This window comes from Pseudomonas sp. NUPR-002, from assembly GCF_056322725.1.
On sequence record NZ_CM150476.1, the window covers coordinates 5,803,283 to 5,822,545 of the forward strand.

Genomic DNA, 19,263 nt, shown 5'->3' on the forward strand with positions numbered 1-19,263 from the left:
TACCCTTATTAACTCTATGGATTGCCTGGACCGCTACACCCCAGGCAAACCGCCAAGGAAACCCCGTTCATGAAATTTTCGCTGCGCCACCTGGGATGGTCGCTTTCGGTACTGGCACTGCTCGCCGGATGCAACGGCGGTGGCCCGGAAAAGCCCAAACCTCACGCGCTCGCCACTTATGTCAGCAGCACCTGGAAAGACCTGCCGCAGGTCAGCGACAGCGACCTGCTGGCCGGTTTCGAAGCCTGGCGCAGTGCCTGCGAACGTCTCAAACGTGATGCCATCTGGGCCAACACCTGTGCGGCAGCCGCCGCGGTGCCCAGCGACAGCGTCCAGGTACGCAACTTTCTCCAGACCCAACTCGACGTCTACAGCATGCGCTCGGGGGGAAACAACGCGAACGGCCTGATCACTGGTTACTACGAACCGGTCTACCCCGGCAGCCTGACGCAAACCGACAGTGCGCATGTACCGGTCTACGGCGTACCCGACGACATGATCGTGGTGGCGCTGGACAGCGTCTACCCGGAGCTCAAGGGCAAACGCCTGCGTGGCCGCCTCGAAGGACGCACCCTCAAGCCTTACGACACTGCCGAAGTAATCAACCAGCAAGGCGTACCAGCCCCCGTGCTGGCCTGGCTGACCGACCCGATGGACCTGCAGTTCCTGCAGATTCAGGGTTCTGGCCGGATCCAGCTGGAGAGCGGCCGCCAGTTGCGCGTTGGTTACGCCGACCAGAATGGCCACCCCTATCGCCCGGTGGGCCGCTGGCTGGTCGAGCAGGGTCAGCTGAAAAAAGAAGACGTGAGCATGGGCGCTATCCATGCCTGGGCGCAGGCCAACCCGGCCCGCGTGCCCGAGCTGCTGGCAAGCAACCCCAGCTACGTGTTCTTCAGCACCCGCCCGGACAGCAACGAAGGCCCACGCGGCTCGCTCAACGTGCCGCTGACCGCAGGCTACAGCGTGGCCATCGACCGCAAAGTGATTCCGCTGGGCAGTCTGTTGTGGCTGTCCACCACCCGCCCTGACGGCGCCCCCGTGGTGCGTCCAGTGGCCGCTCAGGACACCGGTGGCGCAATTACCGGCGAAGTGCGTGCCGACCTGTTCTGGGGGACCGGCGCTGAAGCGGGTGAGCTGGCTGGCAACATGAAACAGCAGGGCCAGATCTGGTTGCTGTGGCCCAAAGGCGCGGCGTTGCCTGAAGTGCCGAAAGTGTTGTGAACCTATCGCGGGGCAAGCCCGCTCCTACAGTCGCTGTGGGAGCGGGCTTGCCCCGCGATCAAATCAAGCTGACACCACAAAAAACGACACGATCAACCCCACACCCACGAACCACACCAGCGAGCGCAGTGCAGCCCAGTCCGCCAGGTAGCAAATGATGTAGAGCAAGCGGCTGGTGATATACATCACCGCCAGCACATCCTGGGTCACTTGTTCGGCATTGCCGACGATATCGGCAATGATCACCGCCGCCGCAAACGCCGGGAACGCTTCAAAACTGTTCAACTGCGCCGCATGGGCGCGCCGTGGCAACCCTTCGAGGCTGTCGAGAAACGCCCGTGGATCATGGTTCTGACGCAGACCGAAACGGCCGCTGCTGAGCTTGGCGATACTGGTACAGAGAATCGGCAGGAACAACGCAATCAATACACACCACAGAGCAACGGTCATGGCTAAATCCTTGTCAGAGGGAACGTCAGAGTTTCATGATCAGCATGCCGATCAGCACCAGGGCACAAGCTAAGAGCCTGGGACCGCCAAAAGGTTCTTTGAGGTAGCGCATACCGAACAGCACCACCAGGATCACGCTCACCTCACGCAGCGCCGCCGCCTCGGCCACCGAGCCCAACTGCATGGCCCAGAGCACCAGGGCATAGCTCAACAACACGCATAAGCCGACCGCCAGACCAAGCCGCCACTGCAAGCGCCAGAACAGCATGAACGGTGCGCGACGAGCGACACCCGCCAGCAACGGAAACGGCCAGGCACTGAGCAGCGTCAACCATACAAGATAGTCCAATGGCTGCGACCACAGCCGGATCGCCTGGCCATCGAACCAGGTGTAGCAACCGATGCACAAGCCGATCAAGGCCACCACCGGCAGCATCGACCACGGCAGACGATCACCGCCCCCGCCCTGCCAGAGCAGGCAAGCCATGCCACAGGGAATCAGCAGAATGCCAATGATCTGCTGGCTGCTCAGGGTTTCACCCGCGAAGGTCAACGTCAGGGCCAGCACCACCAGCGGCGAGAGCCCGCGCATCAGTGGATACACCAAGCCCAGGTCACCGACGCGGTAAGCCTGGATCAACAGGAACCGATACAACTGCTCAAACAATGCCGAGGCCAGCAACCACGGCCACACCTCGGCGGGCGGGAACTGCACGAAGGCCACCATTACCAACGCAAACACCAATGCCACGGTATCCATGCTGGCAATGACCAGCAGGCGCTCGCCGCTGAATTTGATCAAGGTGTTCCAGGTTGCGTGCAAGAGCGCGGCAATCAGAACCAGGGAAGTGGCTAACACGCGAAAGTCCTTGGCTATGCAGGTTGGGTCATCAATGGCCAGCCGCTATCTAAGCATTTCCGTCAACGCGGCGTCGCGCAGATTCGCCTGATGCGCAACGAATTCCACACTGTGTGGTCAACGCATGCAGCAAAAAACTGTGCCCCCACCCGCCCGGCAGACCATCCAAAGGCTGCCCGATGGGATCGGGCGCCACATTGAAAGCCATTACAGGACCCGGAATGCTTGAGCTTGTTGCTGCGTTTATCTGTTTGACCACACTTCTTACCTACCTGAACTACCGCTTCATCGGCCTGCCGCCCACCATCGGCGTGATGGTCACCGCGCTGTTGTTTTCCCTGTTGCTGCAAGGCCTGAGCGTGATCGGCTACCCCGGCCTTGAAGAGCGCGTGCAAGGCTTGATGAGCCAGATCGACTTCAACGACTTGCTGATGCACTGGATGCTGTCGTTCCTGCTGTTTGCCGGCGCCCTGCACGTCAACCTCGCCGACCTGCGCAGCTATCGCTGGCCGATCGGCTTGCTGGCTACCTTCGGAGTATTGATTGCCACCGTGGTCATCGGCTTTCTTGCGCACTGGATCTTCGCCTTGTTCGGCTGGCACGTCAGCCTGCTCTACTGCTTGCTGTTCGGCGCACTGATTTCACCGACCGACCCGATTGCCGTGCTGGGCGCCCTGCGTACCGCCAATGCCTCAAAGCCACTGAAAACCACGATTGTTGGCGAGTCATTGTTCAACGACGGTACTGCGGTGGTGGTCTTCACCGTGTTGCTGGGCATTGCCCAACTGGGCGAAACCCCAACCGTCAGCGAGACGCTCGTGTTGTTCGCCCGCGAGGCGATTGGCGGTGCGGTATTCGGCGGCCTGATCGGCTATGTGACCTACCGCATGATCAAAAGCATCGAGCAGTATCAGGTCGAAGTCATGCTGACCCTGGCCCTGGTGATCGGCGGCTCGGCCATGGCCTACGAGCTGCACGTTTCGGCACCGATTGCGATGGTGGTGGCGGGGCTGATCATCGGTAACCTGGGGCGCAATCTGGCGATGAACGAGATGACCCGGCGTTATCTCGACGGTTTCTGGGAACTGATCGACGACATGCTCAATGCCCTGCTGTTCGCGCTGATTGGCCTGGAACTGCTGCTGTTGCCCTTCTCGTGGATGCACCTGGCGGCGGCCTGTGTCCTGGCGTTGGCGATCCTGCTGTCGCGTTTGCTGACTGTGGCCCCGGCCATCGTCATGCTGCGTCGCTGGCGCACAGTGCCACGCGGCACCGTGCGGGTACTGACCTGGGGTGGTTTGCGCGGCGGTGTGTCGGTGGCCCTGGCGTTGTCGCTGCCAGCGGGCAGTGAACGCGACCTGCTGCTGAGCATCACCTACATCGTGGTGCTGTCGTCGATCCTGTTGCAGGGGCTGACGATCGGGCGGGTGGTGCGCGGGGTTACCGAGCAACCTTGAGGCTCTTTCGCGGGGCAAGCCCGCTCCTACCAGTTCTCTGTGGGAGCGGGCTTGCCCCGCGATGCTTTCTTACTCTACCGCCGTATCAAACTGATCCTTGATGTACTTGATCTCGGTCCGCCCATGCGCCGCCGGCAGGCCGTCTTCACCGAGGTTGACGAAGACCATGCGGTCGACGGTCAGAATGCTCTTGCGGGTGATCTTGTTACGCACTTCACACTTGAGCGTGATCGAAGTCCGCCCGAATTCGGTGGCAGTAATGCCCAGCTCGATGATGTCGCCCTGACGCGAAGCGCTGACAAAGTTGATCTCCGAGATGTACTTGGTCACCACACGCTGATTACCCAGCTGGACGATGGCATAAATCGCCGCTTCTTCGTCGATCCAGCGCAGCAGGCTGCCGCCGAACAGGGTGCCATTGGGGTTGAGGTCTTCGGGCTTGACCCACTTGCGGGTGTGAAAATTCATATCTACTCCTGACCATCTTGCCAATCAATGTGGGTAATGATGGCAGAGCCTGCCGCCCTCCTCCATTTAACATCGACTATGGTCTCGATTAATCGACAGAAAACCTTGGGCTGATGCGCGGGCGCAGCTATAATCGCCATCGCTTTAAAACGGTAATCTGCACTTGATACCGTTCCCGCCACCTGTCCGAGGGGCGCTGCAGCAGGTTCAACCTGTCAGGCTCGGATGGGGCGTTGCCTGGCCAGGCTTGCCTGCAGGCACTAAACGCACAACGGCGCCCATTCGCACATTACGAATGGAGGCTCTTCATGAGCGCTGTAAACACGCCTGCCGGTTTTACCGATTTCAAGGTCGCTGACATCTCCCTGGCTGCCTGGGGCCGTCGCGAAACCATCATCGCCGAATCGGAAATGCCTGCACTGATGGGCCTGCGCCGCAAGTACCTGCAAGAGCAACCGCTCAAGGGTGCAAAAATCCTCGGCTGCATCCACATGACCATTCAGACTGCCGTGCTGATCGAAACCCTGGTTGCCCTGGGTGCCGAAGTACGCTGGTCGTCCTGCAACATCTTCTCCACTCAGGACCAGGCCGCTGCCTCCATCGCCGCTGCTGGCATCCCGGTATTTGCCTGGAAAGGTGAAACCGAAGAAGAGTACGAGTGGTGCCTGGAGCAAACCATCCTCAAGGATGGCGCGCCATGGGACGCCAACATGATCCTCGACGACGGCGGTGACCTCACCGAGCTGCTGCACAAGAAGTACCCGGCTGTGCTTGAGCGCGTTCACGGCGTGACCGAAGAAACCACCACTGGCGTGCACCGTCTGCTGGACATGCTGGTCAAGGGCGAGCTGAAAATCCCGGCGATCAACGTCAACGACTCGGTCACCAAGAGCAAGAACGACAACAAGTACGGCTGCCGTCACAGCCTCAACGACGCCATCAAGCGCGGTACCGACCACCTGCTGTCGGGCAAGCAAGCACTGGTCATCGGCTACGGTGACGTGGGCAAGGGTTCGGCCCAATCGCTGCGCCAGGAAGGCATGATCGTCAAGGTCACTGAAGTTGACCCGATCTGCGCCATGCAAGCCTGCATGGACGGCTTCGAACTGGTTTCGCCGTTCATCGACGGTATCAACAATGGCACCGAAGCCAGCATCGACAAAGCACTGCTGGGCAAGATCGACCTGATCGTGACCACCACCGGCAACGTCAATGTCTGCGATGCCAACATGCTCAAAGCCCTGAAGAAGCGCGCTGTGGTCTGCAACATCGGCCACTTCGACAATGAAATCGACACCGCTTTCATGCGCAAGAACTGGGCCTGGGAAGAAGTCAAACCACAGGTACACAAGATCCACCGTACCGGTGCTGGCGAATTCGACCCGCAAAACGACGACTACCTGATCCTGCTGGCTGAAGGCCGTCTGGTGAACCTGGGCAACGCCACTGGCCACCCAAGCCGCATCATGGATGGCTCCTTCGCCAACCAGGTACTGGCGCAGATCTTCCTGTTCGGCCAGAAGTACGCCGACCTGTCGCCAGCCCAGAAAGCTGAGCGTCTGACCGTTGAAGTACTGCCGAAGAAACTCGACGAAGAAGTGGCCCTGGAAATGGTCCGCGGCTTCGGCGGCGTGGTGACTCAGCTGACTCAGCAGCAAGCCGACTACATCGGCGTCACTGTTGAAGGGCCGTTCAAGCCACACGCCTATCGCTACTGATTCAAGTAAGTAGCTTCAAGCTTCAAGCTGCAAGCGGTTCGCGCCGTTTCTGCTTGAGGCTTGTGGCTTGTAGCTTGCCGCTGAAGAGAATCTTCTATGTCCCAGGAACGTCGTTACAGCTTCGAGTTCTTCCCGACCAAGACCGATGCTGGACATGAAAAACTGCTCGCCACTGCCCGCCAGCTGGCCAGCTACAACCCCGATTTCTTCTCCTGCACCTACGGTGCCGGTGGTTCGACCCGCGACCGCACGCTGAACACCGTGCTGCAGCTGGAAAGCGAAGTGAAAATCCCTGCTGCCCCGCACCTGTCGTGCGTCGGCGACAGCAAGGAAGACCTGCGCAGCCTGCTGACCCAGTACAAGGCTGCCGGCATCCAGCGTATCGTCGCCCTGCGCGGCGACCTGCCTTCGGGTATGGGCATGGCCAGTGGCGAACTGCGCTACGCCAATGAACTGGTCGAGTTCATCCGCCAGGAAAGCGCTGATCATTTCCACATCGAAATCGCCGCCTACCCAGAGATGCACCCGCAGGCGCGCAACTTCGAAGACGATCTGAACAACTTCGTGCGCAAGGCCAACGCCGGTGCCGACAGCGCCATCACCCAATACTTCTTCAACGCCGACAGCTACTTCTACTTCGTCGAGCGCGTGCAGAAGCTGGGCGTGAACATTCCTGTGGTACCGGGGATCATGCCGATCACCAACTACAGCAAACTGGCGCGCTTCTCCGACGCCTGCGGCGCCGAGATTCCACGCTGGATCCGCAAGCAACTGGAAGCCTATGGCGATGACGTCGGCAGCATTCAGAAGTTCGGTGAAGAAGTGATCACCCGCATGTGCGAACAACTGCTGCAAGGCGGTGCGCCGGGGCTGCACTTCTACACCCTGAACCAGGCCGATCCGAGCCTGGCGATCTGGAACAACCTCAAGCTGCCACGCTGATCGAAGCACTACAAAACTCGTAACAATTGCTGCGGGATACTCAAAAGGCCTTGGCATACGCTAAGGCCTTTCTGCTTTACAAGACAACGGACGCTCGTGCTTTCATGCCTCAAGGACATACCCCGCCTCGCCCGCAACTCGTTTATCTGGTTTTCGGCCCTGTAACCTACCATCAGGAAGCTCAGTTCAGCATTGTCAGCGCCCTTGCCAACCTGGCCAAAACACCAGGAGAAACCCTGGACATCCAGGTCTATAGCGACAACCCCGAACCGTACCGACATCTTCCGGTAATCGTCCACGCACTGGACGACGCTACCCGTGAAACCTGGAACCAACCTTATGGTTATCACTTTCGCAGTAAGCACGTCGTACTGCGCAAGGTCCTGGCCGATGCACCGGTTGCTGCACTGATCGATACCGACACCTTCTTCCATCAGTCGCCGATGGAGCTGTTCCGACGCATCCAGCCTGGCACGCTGTTATGTAACGCGATTGGCGCCACCTTCGGTAACGACAGGCATTGCCCGCTGTATCAAAGTCTGGCGCCCATGCTCGAGGCGCGCGGGCTGGCCGATCAGCACATGGACCTGCTCAACTCGGGCGTCATCGGCCTGACGCAGGAAGATGCGCCGCTGCTCGACCACTCGACTGCCCTGATGGACGAGTATTACCCGCATGCCAAGGGCGCTTACACCCTTGAAGAGCTTTGCCTGGCCGTTGCCGCCTACCGCCGCCTGCAGGTCAACCAGTGCACCGATCTGCTGCACCACTACTGGAGCCGCAAACAGCTGTTCAGGGCCAAAGTCCAGGCCTGGCTGGCCAAGCACCAAGAGGCGCCGTTGAGCTGCCAGGCCCTCGCGGATGTCGCCCTGGTCAATGCCGCGCTACCCCGGCCACCCGCCCTGCAACGTCTGGGCTACAAGGCGCTGAGCCTGACCTTGCCGAGCGAACAGCGCCAGTTTCTACGTGAACTGATGTACGGCTGTTACGAATACCCCAACGAGTTCGATCGAGCCTGCGCCAGCACCTGGTGGGACAAGGCGTTGGAAAACGTCACTACCCGCCAATCGCAGCCGCTATGCGAGCACACTCTGCGCCAGTGGTTCGGCCGTCCGGGCATGCGCCTGGGCCTGGGCCGCAAGCACACGACCGTGCGTGATTCGCTGCTAAAACGCGCCAAAGCCTGACAAGCTGGACTGCACAACACGCACGCCTACTAGCCATAGGCGTGCACACGTCGTAATCTCCAGCCATGCCAGATTTCTCCCGCCTGATTGCCGCCCTGTTGCTCACTTGCCTGAGTGCATTAGCCCATGGCGAGAAATTGCGTATCGTCACCGAGCCGTGGGCACCTTACGTGTACCTGGAAGATGGCCAGGCCAGAGGCTTCGACTATGAGGTCACCGTCGAGGTTTTCAAACGCCTGGGGGTAGAGTTGGACTGGCAGTTCCTGCCCTGGAAACGCTGCCTGGCGATGGTCGACCAGGGCCTGGCGGACGGCATTCTGGATATTTTTCAGACTGAAGAGCGGCGCAAACTGCTGTTCTACCCCAACGAACCGCTGTCGGATGTGGAATTCGTGCTGTTCTACGCCAACGCCCGCCCGCACAACGTCAGCAGCTTGAATGACTTGCGCGGTTTGACCGTTGGCACCTCGCCCGGCTATGCCTACGCATCCGTATTCAGTGAATCGACATTGTTCAGACGCGAGCCCGCGCCAACGCATGAAGCCAACTTCGGCAAACTGCAGCGTGGAAGAATCGATCTGCTGATAACCGACCGCCGCGTCGGGCGCTACCTCAGCAAAAACCTGGGCCTGGATCAGCAAGTCAGCGAGCTGCCGCTGGTGGTCAGCCGCCAGAGCCAGTACCTGGCGGTACGCCGCAGCGCTGGCATGGATGTGTTGATGCAGCGCTTCGCCGTCGAGCTGCGCCGCTTCAAGAGTGAACCGGCATACGCCGCCTTGAATGCCCGTTATGCCGGTGTCGGAGACAACTTTCGAACCACCGTTGAGCAGCAGGAACGCAGCACGCCCTGATTGCTCTGTTATACTCGGGCCTTCCCGCCAGGCTTACGCCCGGACGCTCGGCCTTGCAAAAGGCATCCCGACCGGCAGGATAGCGCGGCCAAACGCCCGCCCGCCATGCTCCGGATGCGCATTGAAGTCCCTGCTGGACCGGACGCGATAGCATCTTCCGATGCCCGTCGCGCCAGGCAAGATTATCCCATCGGGCTTAGCCCCCACTAAGAACAGGATTACTCATGTCCTTTGCTTCCCTCGGTCTCTCCGAGGCTCTAGTCAGCGCCATCGAGGCAGCTGGCTATACCCAGCCCACTCCGGTGCAACAGCGGGCTATTCCCGCCGTGTTGCAAGGTCGCGACCTGATGGTTGCCGCCCAGACAGGTACTGGTAAAACCGGTGGTTTCGCCCTGCCGATCCTCGAGCGCCTGTTCCCAGGTGGTCACCCAGACAAATCCCAGCGCCATGGCCCACGCCAGCCGCGGGTCCTGGTGTTGACCCCTACGCGCGAACTGGCAGCCCAGGTGCACGACAGCTTCAAGGTCTATGCCAGCAATCTCAAATTCGTCAGCGCCTGCATCTTCGGTGGCGTCGGCATGAACCCGCAGGTTCAGGCCATGGCCCGTGGTGTGGATGTGCTGGTTGCCTGCCCGGGTCGCTTGCTCGACCTGGCCGGTCAAGGCAGCGTCGACCTGTCCCACGTCGAAACCCTGGTACTGGACGAAGCCGACCGCATGCTCGACATGGGCTTTATCCATGACGTGAAGAAGGTCCTCGCTCGGCTGCCAGCCAAGCGTCAGAACCTGTTGTTCTCGGCGACGTTCTCCGAAGACATCACCGACCTGGCCGACAAGTTGCTGCACAACCCCGAGCGTATTGAGGTCACCCCGCCCAATACCACGGTCGAGCGCATCGAGCAGCGCGTCTATCGCCTGCCGGCCAGCCACAAACGCGCCCTGCTGGCACACCTGATCACCACCGGTGCCTGGGAACAGGTGCTGGTCTTCACCCGTACCAAGCATGGCGCCAACCGCCTGGCTGAATACCTGGAAAAGCACGGCCTCACCGCCGCAGCGATCCACGGTAACAAAAGCCAGAACGCCCGCACCAAAGCCCTGGCCGACTTCAAGTCCGGTGCTGTGCGCATCATGGTTGCCACCGACATCGCCGCACGCGGCCTGGACATCGACCAACTGCCGCACGTGGTCAACTTCGAGTTGCCTAACGTCGAAGAAGATTACGTACACCGCATCGGCCGTACTGGCCGTGCCGGGCGTTCGGGCGAGGCCATCTCGCTGGTTGCCCCGGATGAAGAAAAGCTGCTCAAGAGCATCGAGCGCGTGACGCGCCAGAAAATCCCGGATGGCGACCTGATGGGCTTTGATGCCTCCAAGGTCGAAGCCGAGAAGCCTGAAACCCGCGAGCGTCCGCAAAACGCCCCACGCGGTGGCCGTGGCCAGCGTGCCGATGGCACCAACAGCGGCAACGGTGGACGCAAGGACAAAGGCAAGGATCAGGGTAAAGAAAAAGGTCGCGACAAAGACAAGGAAAAAACCGCCGAGAAAGCTGCCGGTGGCCGCCAGGAACGCAAACCACGCGACAACAAAAAGCCACGCCAGCAGCAATCGGCCCAGACAGGCATCCCAGCCGTGCCAGCCGATCGCGATCCGGAAGAGTTCCTGGATGACGACGTGGACAACTTCGGCAACCGCGCCGACTACGTCAGCCCCTATCAGAACAAGGGCAACCAGGGCCGCAACCGTCGCCCGGGCGCGCCAGCCCAGAACGGTGCAGGCGCTAACGGCCAACAACGTAGCAACAACGGTGGTGGCCAAGGCCGCAACCAGGGCCAACGCAATGGTTCCGGTGGTTCGGCCAGCGGTGAGAAGCGCGGCGGCTCGCGCAGCGGTGGTGGTGGTCAGCAACGTCGTGATGGTGGTGGCCGTAACCGTCGCCCAAGCAGTGACAACCCGTCGAGCGAACCGGCTGTACGCAACCCGCGTGAGGGCCAGCCGCAGCCGAAAATCATGCACAAAGAGTCGAAGATCGACCGCTTCCCGACTGCCGAACAGCTGGAGCAACTGCCTAGCCGTCCGCGTGGTGAGAAACCTGCACTGCTGACGCGTAATCGCTGATTCAGTAACGCAGACACAAAAACGCCGCCCCTCGGGGCGGCGTTTTTGTGCGTGGTGTAGGAGCGGGCTTGCCCCGCGATTGCGATCTTCCTGATACATCGCATCGCGGGGCAAGCCCGCTCCTACAGGCGCTTACTTCTGTTTAACGCCTTCGACCGAGATGTCCAGGTCCAGAGTCTGGGAAGATGCACCTGGGCCTTTGATACCGAAGTCATTCAGGTTCAAGGTGGTGGTGGCGTTGAAACCTGCACGCTCACCGCCCCATGGATCTTTACCTTCGCCGATGAACACAGCCTTGAAGGTCACAGGCTTGGTCACGCCGTGCATGGTCAGGTCGCCCGTCACGTCAGCGGTTTTCTCGCCGGTCGACTTAACGCTGGTGGAGACGAACTTGGCGTCTGGGTACTTCTTCACATCGAGGAAGTCTTTGCTGGCGATGTGCTTGTCACGCTCGGCGTGGTTCGACCACAGGCTGGCGGTTTTCAGATCAACCGCGATTTTGCTGGCTTCTGGCTTGGCCGAGTCCCAGCTGAACGAACCATCGAAATCTTTGAAGGTACCGTGAATGAAGCTGTAGCCCAGGTGGCTGATTTTCCAGTCAACGAAAGCGTGTTGGCCTTCCTTGTCGATCTTGTAGTCTGCAGCCATGACCTGGCCAGCCGAAAGCAGTGCGGTACCGAGCGCCAGAGCGGCAAAAGTCTTCTTCAACATGCGTCTATATCCCTTTGGAGTGGAGGTTGAACATCAAGCTTTGCGGCCCAACATACGTTTGAGGGTCGCGTCACGGTCGATAAAGTGGTGCTTCAGGGCAGCCAGGCCATGCAAACCGGCAAAAATCACCAGGCCCCAGGCCAGGTAGAAATGGATCTCTCCGGCAACATCTGCCTGATCAGGCAAGTTACTCACCAGCGCTGGCACTTCGAACAGTCCGAACACCGGGATACCCACGCCATCGGCGGTGGAAATCAGGTAGCCGGCGATCATCACTGCAAACAGACCGAAGTAAAGCAGACTGTGCCCGGCCTTGGAGGCCAAGCGCGTCAGTTTGCCGTGGTTAGGCAGTGCCGGCGGCGGCGGGCTGATGAAACGCCAGGCCACGCGGGCCAGCATCACCGCCAGCAGCACCAGACCGATACTCTTGTGCAGTTCCGGCGCGTCTTTACGCCATGTGCTGTAGTAGTCCAGGCCCATCATCCACAGGCCAAGCGCGAACAGTCCGAAAACTGCCAGTGCCACACCCCAGTGCATCACGATGCTGACCAGGCCGTAGCGAGAAGATGAATTGCGCAGTTGCATTGCCGTGTTTCCCTGTAAGAACTGTGCTCAAGACTAACGCGTTATCTATCGAATTAAAGCGGAAAATTTTGCTTTGAACGATCGAGAAAGACGATTGTTAGTGTTTTACAGCGCTATTAAGGAAACATTAACTGCAGGGGAAGGTATGCAGCGATCGCGGGGCAAGCCCGCTCCCACCGACCCGGTAGGAGCGGGCTTGCCCCGCGATAAATTCAGCGCATTTACTGCGCCGAGGCAGGCTTATCGTTACTGCCAAACAGCCGAGAGAAGAAACTTTCCTTGCTCTCTTCTTTCTTCACCGGTGCCGCCGTTGGCGCCGCTTTGACCACGTCAAACGACTTGCCCGCCGCCAGGTCCTGAACCTGACTGGCCGCACGCTGGCCGCTGCGCAGGGCACCTTCCAGGGTGCCCGGGTACAATGCGTCAGTGTGTTCGCCAGCAAAGGCTACACGCTGCACCGGACGCTCCCACAGGCGCCAGAACTTACTGATCTGACCCGGACCGTAAGCCAGGTAGGCACCGCCCATGTTGGAATCGGTGCTGTAACGGCGGACTTCGTAGCCGGTGAATGCACCACGGGCCTGCGGGTAGAACGCATGCATGCGAATCAACACCTGGTCGACCATCTGCTTGTCGCCGAAAGCCTGCAGCAAGCGCGCATTGTCACCCGAGAGGTTGATCACAACGTTGGCACCACCTTTAAGCGCAGGCTCAACCCAGAGCATGCCCAGGCCGGTGTTGCTGAAGATCTCGCCAGACATACGGGCGCGGCTCTCCCACACCGGATGCTTGAACTTCAGCAACAGCTGGTCGCGCCAGCCGTAGTTGGTGCCCTTCAGGGCTGCTAGGTGCTTGGTGTCCAGGCCCGGCGTCATCTGGATCTTGGCCAGGGCCCGTAGCGGCACGGCCAGCACTACATAATCCGCCTGATAGCCGACGCTGCCGACTTTAACGGTGACGCCGTCCTTGTCCTGAACAATGGCGCTGACCGGCGAGCTGGTCTTGATGGTCTTCAGCTGTTTGACAAACGCCTGGGCCAAGACCGGGCTGCCGCCTGGCAGGCGTGCAGCGCGCAGGTCACGGTCGCTGACACCACGGTAGACACGGGTCTGTTGGGCGAAATAGAGCAGCGACAGGCGCGATGGCTCGTCGTAGCGCGTGCGGATCTGCTGGTTGATCAACTGCCGCGCCGTGGTTGGCAATTGCAGCTTGTCCAACCAGGTGGAGACGTTCAGTTGATCCAGGGCGAACAAGGTGCTGTTGGCGGCCGGATTCTGCGGATCATCAATCGAGCGCGCCAGGTCGTCGAGGGTCTTTTCGTAGCGTTTGAGCGCCTCGGCGGTGGCCGGCTGCTTGGTTGCCAGATCCGTCGAGCTGAAATACTCGCCGTCGATCAGGTAACCTGGCGTTCGCACGAATTCCGGTGCTGGCTGGGTACTGATCTTGAAGGTGTCGAGGTACTGGTTGAGGATCGGCTGGGCCTTGCTGTTACCGATCCATTCACTGGTGGCCAGGCCCGAACGCCCGCCCATCCCCGACTTGGCTTCAAGCAGGGTCACCTGCCAGCCTTTACCTTGCAATTCATAAGCAGCCGTCAGGCCAGCCAGACCACCACCGACGACGATTGCCGTCGGGGTTTTGTCCTTGGCCAGCGCAGCGCCGCTGAACAGTCCTATCATTACCAGCGCACAGGCGCGTAGCCACCCAGCAGACATGTTGGCGAACTCCGGTTTTAAGCAGAAAGTTAGGGGGAGACTCCCCCTGAAAAGAGTAGCCGAAGAATACGCGAGGCCAAGCCACCCGACCAGCGACACCAACGCTTGATTAACGGCTACGGGTTGTCCTTGAGCGACGCTTTGCATAGGCTTGCGCCGCATGTCTGCGCTGTCGTCGCCAGGAGAATGGAAATGGGCCTAAACCAACAGTGGATGCAACGTGACCTGAAGGTCCTGTGGCACCCCTGCACCCAGATGAAAGACCACGAGCAACTGCCGCTGATCCCGATCAAGCGCGGTGAAGGTGTGTGGCTGGAAGATTTCGAAGGCAAGCGTTACCTCGACGCGGTCAGCTCCTGGTGGGTCAACGTCTTCGGCCATGCCAACCCACGGATCAACCAGCGCATCAAAGACCAGGTCGATCAGCTTGAGCATGTGATTCTCGCTGGCTTCAGCCACCAACCGGTGATTGAGCTGTCCGAGCGTCTGGTGCAGATCACACCTGAAGGCCTGACACGGTGCTTCTACGCCGATAATGGCTCGTCCTGCATCGAAGTTGCGCTGAAAATGAGCTTTCACTACTGGCTCAACAAAGGCCAGCCAGCGAAGAAGCGCTTTGTCACGCTGAGCAACAGCTACCACGGCGAAACCATTGCGGCGATGTCGGTAGGTGACGTGCCACTGTTCACCGAAACCTACAAGGCGCTGCTGCTTGACACCATCAAGGTGCCAAGCCCGGACTGCTACCTGCGCCCGCAAGGGGTGAGTTGGGAAGAACATTCGCGCACGATGTTCGCGGCCATGGAGCAGACCCTCGCCGAACACCACGAAACCCTCGCGGCAGTCATTGTCGAGCCGCTGATCCAGGGTGCTGGCGGCATGCGCATGTACCACCCGGTGTACCTCAAGCTGCTGCGCGAGGCCTGCGACCGCTACGGTGTGCACCTGATCCACGATGAGATCGCGGTCGGCTTCGGCCGTACCGGAACGATGTTCGCTTGTGAGCAGGCGGGTATCCGCCCGGATTTCCTCTGCCTGTCCAAGGCCCTGACCGGCGGCTACCTGCCGCTGGCGGCGTGCATGACCACCGACGAGGTGTACAACGCCTTCTACGACGACTACTCGACCCTGCGCGCCTTCCTCCACTCGCACAGCTACACCGGCAACCCGCTGGCCTGTGCAGCGGCGCTGGCGACCCTGGACATCTTCGAGCAGGACAACGTCATCGCCAACAACCAGGCCCTGGCCCAACGCATGGCCAGCGCCACCGCACACCTGGTCGATCATCCGCATGTTGCCGAAGTACGCCAGACCGGCATGGCCCTGGCCATCGAAATGGTCCAGGACAAAGCCAGCAAAACCGCCTACCCCTGGCAGGAGCGGCGCGGCCTGAAAGTCTTCGAACACGCCCTGACCCGTGGCGCGCTGCTGCGTCCGTTGGGCAGCGTGGTGTATTTCCTGCCGCCCTATGTGATTACCCCGGAGCAAATCGACTTCCTTGCCGAAGTGGCCAGCGAAGGTATTGATATCGCGACCCGCGACAGCATTAGCGTGGCGGTGCCGGGTAATTTCCATCCTGATTTTCGTGATCCGGGCTAGTAAGAGTATCGCGGGGCAAGCCCGCTCCCACAGGTGATGTGGGAGCGGGCTTGCCCCGCGATAACAGCCAACACCTCTACCGAGTTTAGAAATGAGACTGTCCCGCTTTTTCATCGATGCCCCGCTGAGCCTCGGCGAGCACGATCTGCCTGAAGCCCAGGCCCACTACATCGGCCGGGTGCTGCGCATGGCCGCTGGCGATGCCGTACAGCTGTTCGACGGCAGCGGCCAGGAGTTCCTCGGCCAGTTGCTCGAGGTCGGCAAGAAGACCGTCCGGGTTCAGTTGAACGAATCCTTCACCGGGCAAGCCGAATCCAGCCTCACGGTTCACCTCGGCCAGGGTCTGTCGCGCGGGGAACGGATGGATTGGGCGATCCAGAAAGCCACCGAGCTGGGTGCCACTGTCATCACCCCGATCGTCAGCGAACGCTGTGAGGTGCGCCTCAAAGACGAGCGCGCCGACAAGCGCCTGGCCCACTGGCGCCAGGTGGCGATCAGTGCCTGTGAGCAGTGTGGCCGCTCCAGCGTGCCGCAGATCAATCCGCCCCAGCTATTGGCCGATTGGCTCAACGCCTGTGATGAACAGCTCAAGCTGGTCTTGCACCCGGTGGCCGAGCCGCTGCTCAGCCATCAAAAACCGCAAAGCCTGGCCTTTCTGATCGGCCCGGAAGGCGGCTTGAGCGACGCCGAAGTCGAGCAAGCCAAAGCCGCTGGCTTCCACGCTGCCCGCCTCGGCCCGCGGGTGCTGCGCACCGAAACTGCGCCGGTGGTGGCCTTGGCGGTGGCTCAGCAACTGTGGGGCGACTTCTAGAGCACGTAGAAGAACACGGCGATGAAGTGCAACAGGCTGCCGGCGATCACGAACAGGTGCCAGATACCATGCCAGTGGCGAAAGCGGCTGTCATAGGCAAAGAAGATGATGCCGATGGTGTAGAACGCACCACCGGCAGCCAGCCAGCTGAAGCCCGCAGTTCCCAGACTGGCCAGCAACGGTTTCACTGCTACCAGCACGATCCAGCCCATCACTGCATAGATAATGATCGACAGTACCCGGGCTTCGCTACGCGGCTTGATCTCTTGCAGCCCCGAGTTCGACAGTTACGCTCGCAAGTGCTTGTTTTTGCTAGAGCGCACTTTCAAAAATGCCACTACAACAGCGCCAACTGCTCCGGCGCCGCTGGTTTTTCGATTCCTAATGCATGAAACACCTCGTTCTGTTCCGTGCTGGGCGTCGACACCCCGACCACCGGCTCGCCGCCGTTCAGGCGCACGCGGTGATGCTGGATGCGCTGTAGTTGCTCGAGCGCCCGCTCGGGCGTGTAGCCCGCGTCCGCCGCCTTGAGTCGGCTGCGCATCACCCGATGCAGGATCAGCGCCATGAAGCAGATCGACGCGTGGGCGCGAATCCGCTCGGGCAGGCGGTGATACACCGGGCCAATCTCGATCTCGGACTTGAGCACCTTGAAGCCGCGCTCGATGTCGGCGAGCGACTTGTAGCGCTGAAGCACGTTCTGCGCGGCGAGCCCCTCGGCGTTGGTCACCAGCAGCAGCTTGCCGTCCATCATTTCGGCAAGACGCTTCGCCTTGTCGTCGATGTGGTAGCTGAAGAGCTCCTCGCCCAGATCCACCTTGAGAATGCGCGACAGGTGCGCTTCGCTGACCGCATGGTAGAAGCGCGCCTTGGCGCCGCTATCCGAGAGTTTGCGCCCCCGGTGCTTCACGCCTTCGTCCTGCTCGGTGAGCTTGCCGGTCCATTGGTCTGCCTGGCGGATCAGCGCGTCGATACGCGCATTGCGCTGCTCGGTCTTCGTGGTTGCCGTCACCGGATCGTGCGCGACCACCAGCCGCAGGTCGTTCCAGGCGTGCTCCGAGATCACTTCCTGCGTGGCGGCTGCGCACTGCTGTTCGTGGAAGGGTTCGAGCAGCTCGATGAACTCGTTGTATCGGCGGCCCGGCACCGCGACGATGAATTCGAGCGGCTTGCCGCTGGCCAGGCGCACGGCCTTCAGCGCCTCCAGATTGTCCAGGCTGAGCAGCCCCCGGTCAGCGACCAGCACCAGGCGCTGCACCGACGGGAAGCGCTCGAGCACCTTGGAGAGTGTGGGCAGCAAGGTACGCGTCTCGGCCGTGTTGCCGTCGAACACCTCGTGGTAGATCGGCAGCCCCTCGGCGGTCTGCACCACGCCGAGCATGAACTGGCGGGCAATCAGCCCTTCCTTGGCCATGCCGTACTGGCGCACGTCACCGGTCTGCTGGCTGAGTCCTTCGCTGCGGATCGTGGTGAGGTCGTAGAACACCATCGACAGATCCTGGTCGATCAGCGGGCGCAGCAGCCCGGCGACCACGGCATCGACCTCGTCCTGGTGATCCATCAGCGCATCGAGGCTGCGCAGCAACTGCTGGTGCGTCACCGCCTTAGGCCCGAAGTCGGGCAGCGCCACGGTCTGCACCCAGCGCAACACGCCGAGCTTGGACTCGGGGTCGCACAGGCGGTTGAGCACCATCAGCCGGATCAGCGCTTCTACATCCGTGGTCCGGCGCGTGCGCCGGAACACCCGGCGCAGCCCCGAGAAGCCGAGCGACTTCCACAGCTCGGTCAGCGCCCATACGTTACCGAGCGCGCGCGCGGACTCGAACGACACCGTGGGCGCCGGCGGTTTGGCGCCCATCGGCGCGCGGCCAGTGATCTTCAGCAGACCGTTGATCACCGCGTCGAGCGACCCATCGACCTGCTCGGCGCGGCCGAGCGTGGCGACGGTGCGCTTCTTTACCCGCCCAGCCTCGTCGCGGTAGGACTCGACGAGCTGGACGTAGCGGCGACCGCCGGAGGTGGTGAGCTTGACGTGCATGATGCCGCCACTTTAACCACCTACAAGTTCGCGTCAAGCTTGAGGTCGTCTGTTACAAACGTGCCACCACAGCGCTTTTGCAATTGCGGCCGTCAAACCCGCGCCGGCGCTGGAGGCACTTTCCGAAAAGGGGCGAAAATTGCGGTTAAGTGTCGAACCCCGGTGCAGCATGCCGATCAGCGCCAGCCCCCAGACCACGCCGAACAGGCTCCAGCCCCAGGGCCCGCGCAGGCTGACCAGGCAAAACGGCGTGTAACTGCCGGCAATCAGCAAATAGATCGACAGGTGGTCGAGCTTGCGCATCACCACTTTGGCCTTGCCACGCACGCTGTGATAGAGGGTCGAGATGCTGTAGAGCAACAGCAGGGTGAAGCCATAGATCGCCAGGCTGACGATCTTCCACGGGTCGCCCTCAAAGCTGGCGATTACCAGCATCCAGATGGCGCCGATACAGGCCAGCACGGCGCCGACCAGGTGGGTCCAGGCGTTGAAACGTTCACCGTGATACATACAAACGGGTCCTCCGAACGACGG

16 protein-coding genes, 2 pseudogenes and 1 riboswitch are annotated in these 19,263 nt (G+C 60.9%); of the genes and pseudogenes, 9 read left to right on the forward strand and 9 right to left on the reverse strand.

Annotated elements, in window-relative coordinates; translation table 11 throughout:
- The first annotated feature begins 69 nt into the window (after positions 1–69).
- Positions 70–1,221 (forward strand): murein transglycosylase A, encoded by a 1,152-nt coding sequence (mltA, locus tag ACVWSC_RS26715; RefSeq protein WP_442110334.1) that lies wholly within the window; start codon positions 70–72, stop codon positions 1,219–1,221.
- 63 nt (positions 1,222–1,284) lie between these two features.
- Here mltA and ACVWSC_RS26720 read toward each other — a convergent pair whose 3' ends face one another.
- Positions 1,285–1,671, reverse strand: coding sequence for an MAPEG family protein (locus tag ACVWSC_RS26720; RefSeq protein WP_442110336.1), 387 nt, complete (start codon positions 1,669–1,671; stop codon positions 1,285–1,287).
- Positions 1,672–1,696: 25 nt separating this feature from the next.
- Complete coding sequence (locus ACVWSC_RS26725; protein ID WP_442110338.1) at positions 1,697–2,530, reverse strand: EamA family transporter; 834 nt, start codon at positions 2,528–2,530, stop codon at positions 1,697–1,699.
- Positions 2,531–2,751: 221 nt separating this feature from the next.
- Between ACVWSC_RS26725 and ACVWSC_RS26730 the strand changes: the two genes are divergently transcribed.
- Positions 2,752–3,987: a cation:proton antiporter gene (locus ACVWSC_RS26730; RefSeq protein WP_442110340.1), complete on the forward strand. Its 1,236-nt coding sequence runs from the start codon at positions 2,752–2,754 to the stop codon at positions 3,985–3,987.
- 69 nt (positions 3,988–4,056) lie between these two features.
- Here ACVWSC_RS26730 and ACVWSC_RS26735 read toward each other — a convergent pair whose 3' ends face one another.
- Positions 4,057–4,455, reverse strand: a complete 399-nt coding sequence (locus ACVWSC_RS26735; protein WP_195885514.1) for an acyl-CoA thioesterase — start codon at positions 4,453–4,455, stop codon at positions 4,057–4,059.
- A 182-nt stretch (positions 4,456–4,637) separates the two neighbouring features.
- Positions 4,638–4,742: riboswitch (S-adenosyl-L-homocysteine riboswitch) on the forward strand.
- 21 nt (positions 4,743–4,763) lie between these two features.
- Here ACVWSC_RS26735 and ahcY point away from each other — a divergent pair.
- From ahcY to ACVWSC_RS26760, 5 genes are all read left to right on the forward strand, one after another.
- Positions 4,764–6,173, forward strand: coding sequence for an adenosylhomocysteinase (ahcY, locus tag ACVWSC_RS26740; protein ID WP_442110342.1), 1,410 nt, complete (start codon positions 4,764–4,766; stop codon positions 6,171–6,173).
- Between the two features lie 96 nt (positions 6,174–6,269).
- A complete protein-coding gene (gene metF / locus ACVWSC_RS26745) occupies positions 6,270–7,115 on the forward strand; it encodes a methylenetetrahydrofolate reductase [NAD(P)H] (RefSeq protein ID WP_442110344.1) in 846 nt (281 codons plus the stop codon).
- A gap of 104 nt (positions 7,116–7,219) precedes the next feature.
- The gene (locus ACVWSC_RS26750) at positions 7,220–8,302 is read left to right on the forward strand and encodes a hypothetical protein (RefSeq protein ID WP_442110346.1); all 1,083 of its coding nucleotides are present in this window, start codon (positions 7,220–7,222) and stop codon (positions 8,300–8,302) included.
- A 65-nt stretch (positions 8,303–8,367) separates the two neighbouring features.
- Positions 8,368–9,153: a substrate-binding periplasmic protein gene (locus ACVWSC_RS26755; protein WP_442110348.1), complete on the forward strand. Its 786-nt coding sequence runs from the start codon at positions 8,368–8,370 to the stop codon at positions 9,151–9,153.
- A gap of 224 nt (positions 9,154–9,377) precedes the next feature.
- Positions 9,378–11,270 carry an RNA helicase RhlE2 gene (locus ACVWSC_RS26760; protein ID WP_442110350.1) on the forward strand — a complete coding sequence of 631 codons (1,893 nt, stop codon included), beginning with the start codon at positions 9,378–9,380 and terminating at the stop codon, positions 11,268–11,270.
- A gap of 132 nt (positions 11,271–11,402) precedes the next feature.
- Here the strand turns inward: ACVWSC_RS26760 and ACVWSC_RS26765 are convergent, their stop codons facing one another.
- The 3 genes and pseudogenes from ACVWSC_RS26765 to ACVWSC_RS26775 form a co-directional block, all read right to left on the reverse strand.
- Complete coding sequence (locus ACVWSC_RS26765) at positions 11,403–11,981, reverse strand: YceI family protein (RefSeq protein WP_442110352.1); 579 nt, start codon at positions 11,979–11,981, stop codon at positions 11,403–11,405.
- Positions 11,982–12,014: 33 nt separating this feature from the next.
- Positions 12,015–12,566, reverse strand: coding sequence for a cytochrome b (locus ACVWSC_RS26770; protein WP_442110353.1), 552 nt, complete (start codon positions 12,564–12,566; stop codon positions 12,015–12,017).
- 239 nt (positions 12,567–12,805) lie between these two features.
- Positions 12,806–14,281: pseudogene (locus tag ACVWSC_RS26775) on the reverse strand (flavin monoamine oxidase family protein); the annotation flags it as partial.
- A gap of 192 nt (positions 14,282–14,473) precedes the next feature.
- Here ACVWSC_RS26775 and ACVWSC_RS26780 point away from each other — a divergent pair.
- Both ACVWSC_RS26780 and ACVWSC_RS26785 read left to right on the forward strand, forming a co-directional pair.
- Positions 14,474–15,880 carry an adenosylmethionine--8-amino-7-oxononanoate transaminase gene (locus ACVWSC_RS26780; RefSeq protein WP_442110355.1) on the forward strand — a complete coding sequence of 469 codons (1,407 nt, stop codon included), beginning with the start codon at positions 14,474–14,476 and terminating at the stop codon, positions 15,878–15,880.
- A gap of 91 nt (positions 15,881–15,971) precedes the next feature.
- A complete protein-coding gene (locus ACVWSC_RS26785) occupies positions 15,972–16,691 on the forward strand; it encodes a 16S rRNA (uracil(1498)-N(3))-methyltransferase (RefSeq protein ID WP_442110357.1) in 720 nt (239 codons plus the stop codon).
- Here the strand turns inward: ACVWSC_RS26785 and trhA (ACVWSC_RS26790) are convergent.
- The 3 genes and pseudogenes from trhA (ACVWSC_RS26790) to trhA (ACVWSC_RS26800) all read right to left on the reverse strand — a co-directional run.
- Positions 16,688–16,963: pseudogene (gene trhA, locus ACVWSC_RS26790) on the reverse strand (PAQR family membrane homeostasis protein TrhA); the annotation flags it as partial. The gene ACVWSC_RS26785 and the pseudogene trhA (ACVWSC_RS26790) overlap by 4 nt on opposite strands.
- Before the next feature lie 65 nt (positions 16,964–17,028).
- Positions 17,029–18,729 (reverse strand): IS1634 family transposase, encoded by a 1,701-nt coding sequence (locus ACVWSC_RS26795; protein ID WP_442111918.1) that lies wholly within the window; start codon positions 18,727–18,729, stop codon positions 17,029–17,031.
- A 33-nt stretch (positions 18,730–18,762) separates the two neighbouring features.
- Positions 18,763–19,239: a PAQR family membrane homeostasis protein TrhA gene (trhA, locus tag ACVWSC_RS26800; protein WP_476461716.1), complete on the reverse strand. Its 477-nt coding sequence runs from the start codon at positions 19,237–19,239 to the stop codon at positions 18,763–18,765.
- Between the last annotated feature and the right edge of the window lie 24 nt (positions 19,240–19,263).

Coding starts and splice junctions, on each gene's coding strand:
- ACVWSC_RS26750 (WP_442110346.1), top strand. CDS start 7,220: ATGCCTCAAGGACATACCCCGCCTCGCCCGCAACTCGTTTATCTGGTT.
- ACVWSC_RS26770 (WP_442110353.1), bottom strand. CDS start 12,566: ATGCAACTGCGCAATTCATCTTCTCGCTACGGCCTGGTCAGCATCGTG.
- ACVWSC_RS26795 (WP_442111918.1), bottom strand. CDS start 18,729: ATGCACGTCAAGCTCACCACCTCCGGCGGTCGCCGCTACGTCCAGCTC.
- ACVWSC_RS26735 (WP_195885514.1), bottom strand. CDS start 4,455: ATGAATTTTCACACCCGCAAGTGGGTCAAGCCCGAAGACCTCAACCCC.
- trhA (WP_476461716.1), bottom strand. CDS start 19,239: ATGTATCACGGTGAACGTTTCAACGCCTGGACCCACCTGGTCGGCGCC.
- ACVWSC_RS26785 (WP_442110357.1), top strand. CDS start 15,972: ATGAGACTGTCCCGCTTTTTCATCGATGCCCCGCTGAGCCTCGGCGAG.
- ACVWSC_RS26780 (WP_442110355.1), top strand. CDS start 14,474: ATGGGCCTAAACCAACAGTGGATGCAACGTGACCTGAAGGTCCTGTGG.
- mltA (WP_442110334.1), top strand. CDS start 70: ATGAAATTTTCGCTGCGCCACCTGGGATGGTCGCTTTCGGTACTGGCA.
- ACVWSC_RS26765 (WP_442110352.1), bottom strand. CDS start 11,981: ATGTTGAAGAAGACTTTTGCCGCTCTGGCGCTCGGTACCGCACTGCTT.
- ACVWSC_RS26720 (WP_442110336.1), bottom strand. CDS start 1,671: ATGACCGTTGCTCTGTGGTGTGTATTGATTGCGTTGTTCCTGCCGATT.
- ACVWSC_RS26755 (WP_442110348.1), top strand. CDS start 8,368: ATGCCAGATTTCTCCCGCCTGATTGCCGCCCTGTTGCTCACTTGCCTG.
- ahcY (WP_442110342.1), top strand. CDS start 4,764: ATGAGCGCTGTAAACACGCCTGCCGGTTTTACCGATTTCAAGGTCGCT.
- ACVWSC_RS26760 (WP_442110350.1), top strand. CDS start 9,378: ATGTCCTTTGCTTCCCTCGGTCTCTCCGAGGCTCTAGTCAGCGCCATC.
- ACVWSC_RS26730 (WP_442110340.1), top strand. CDS start 2,752: ATGCTTGAGCTTGTTGCTGCGTTTATCTGTTTGACCACACTTCTTACC.
- metF (WP_442110344.1), top strand. CDS start 6,270: ATGTCCCAGGAACGTCGTTACAGCTTCGAGTTCTTCCCGACCAAGACC.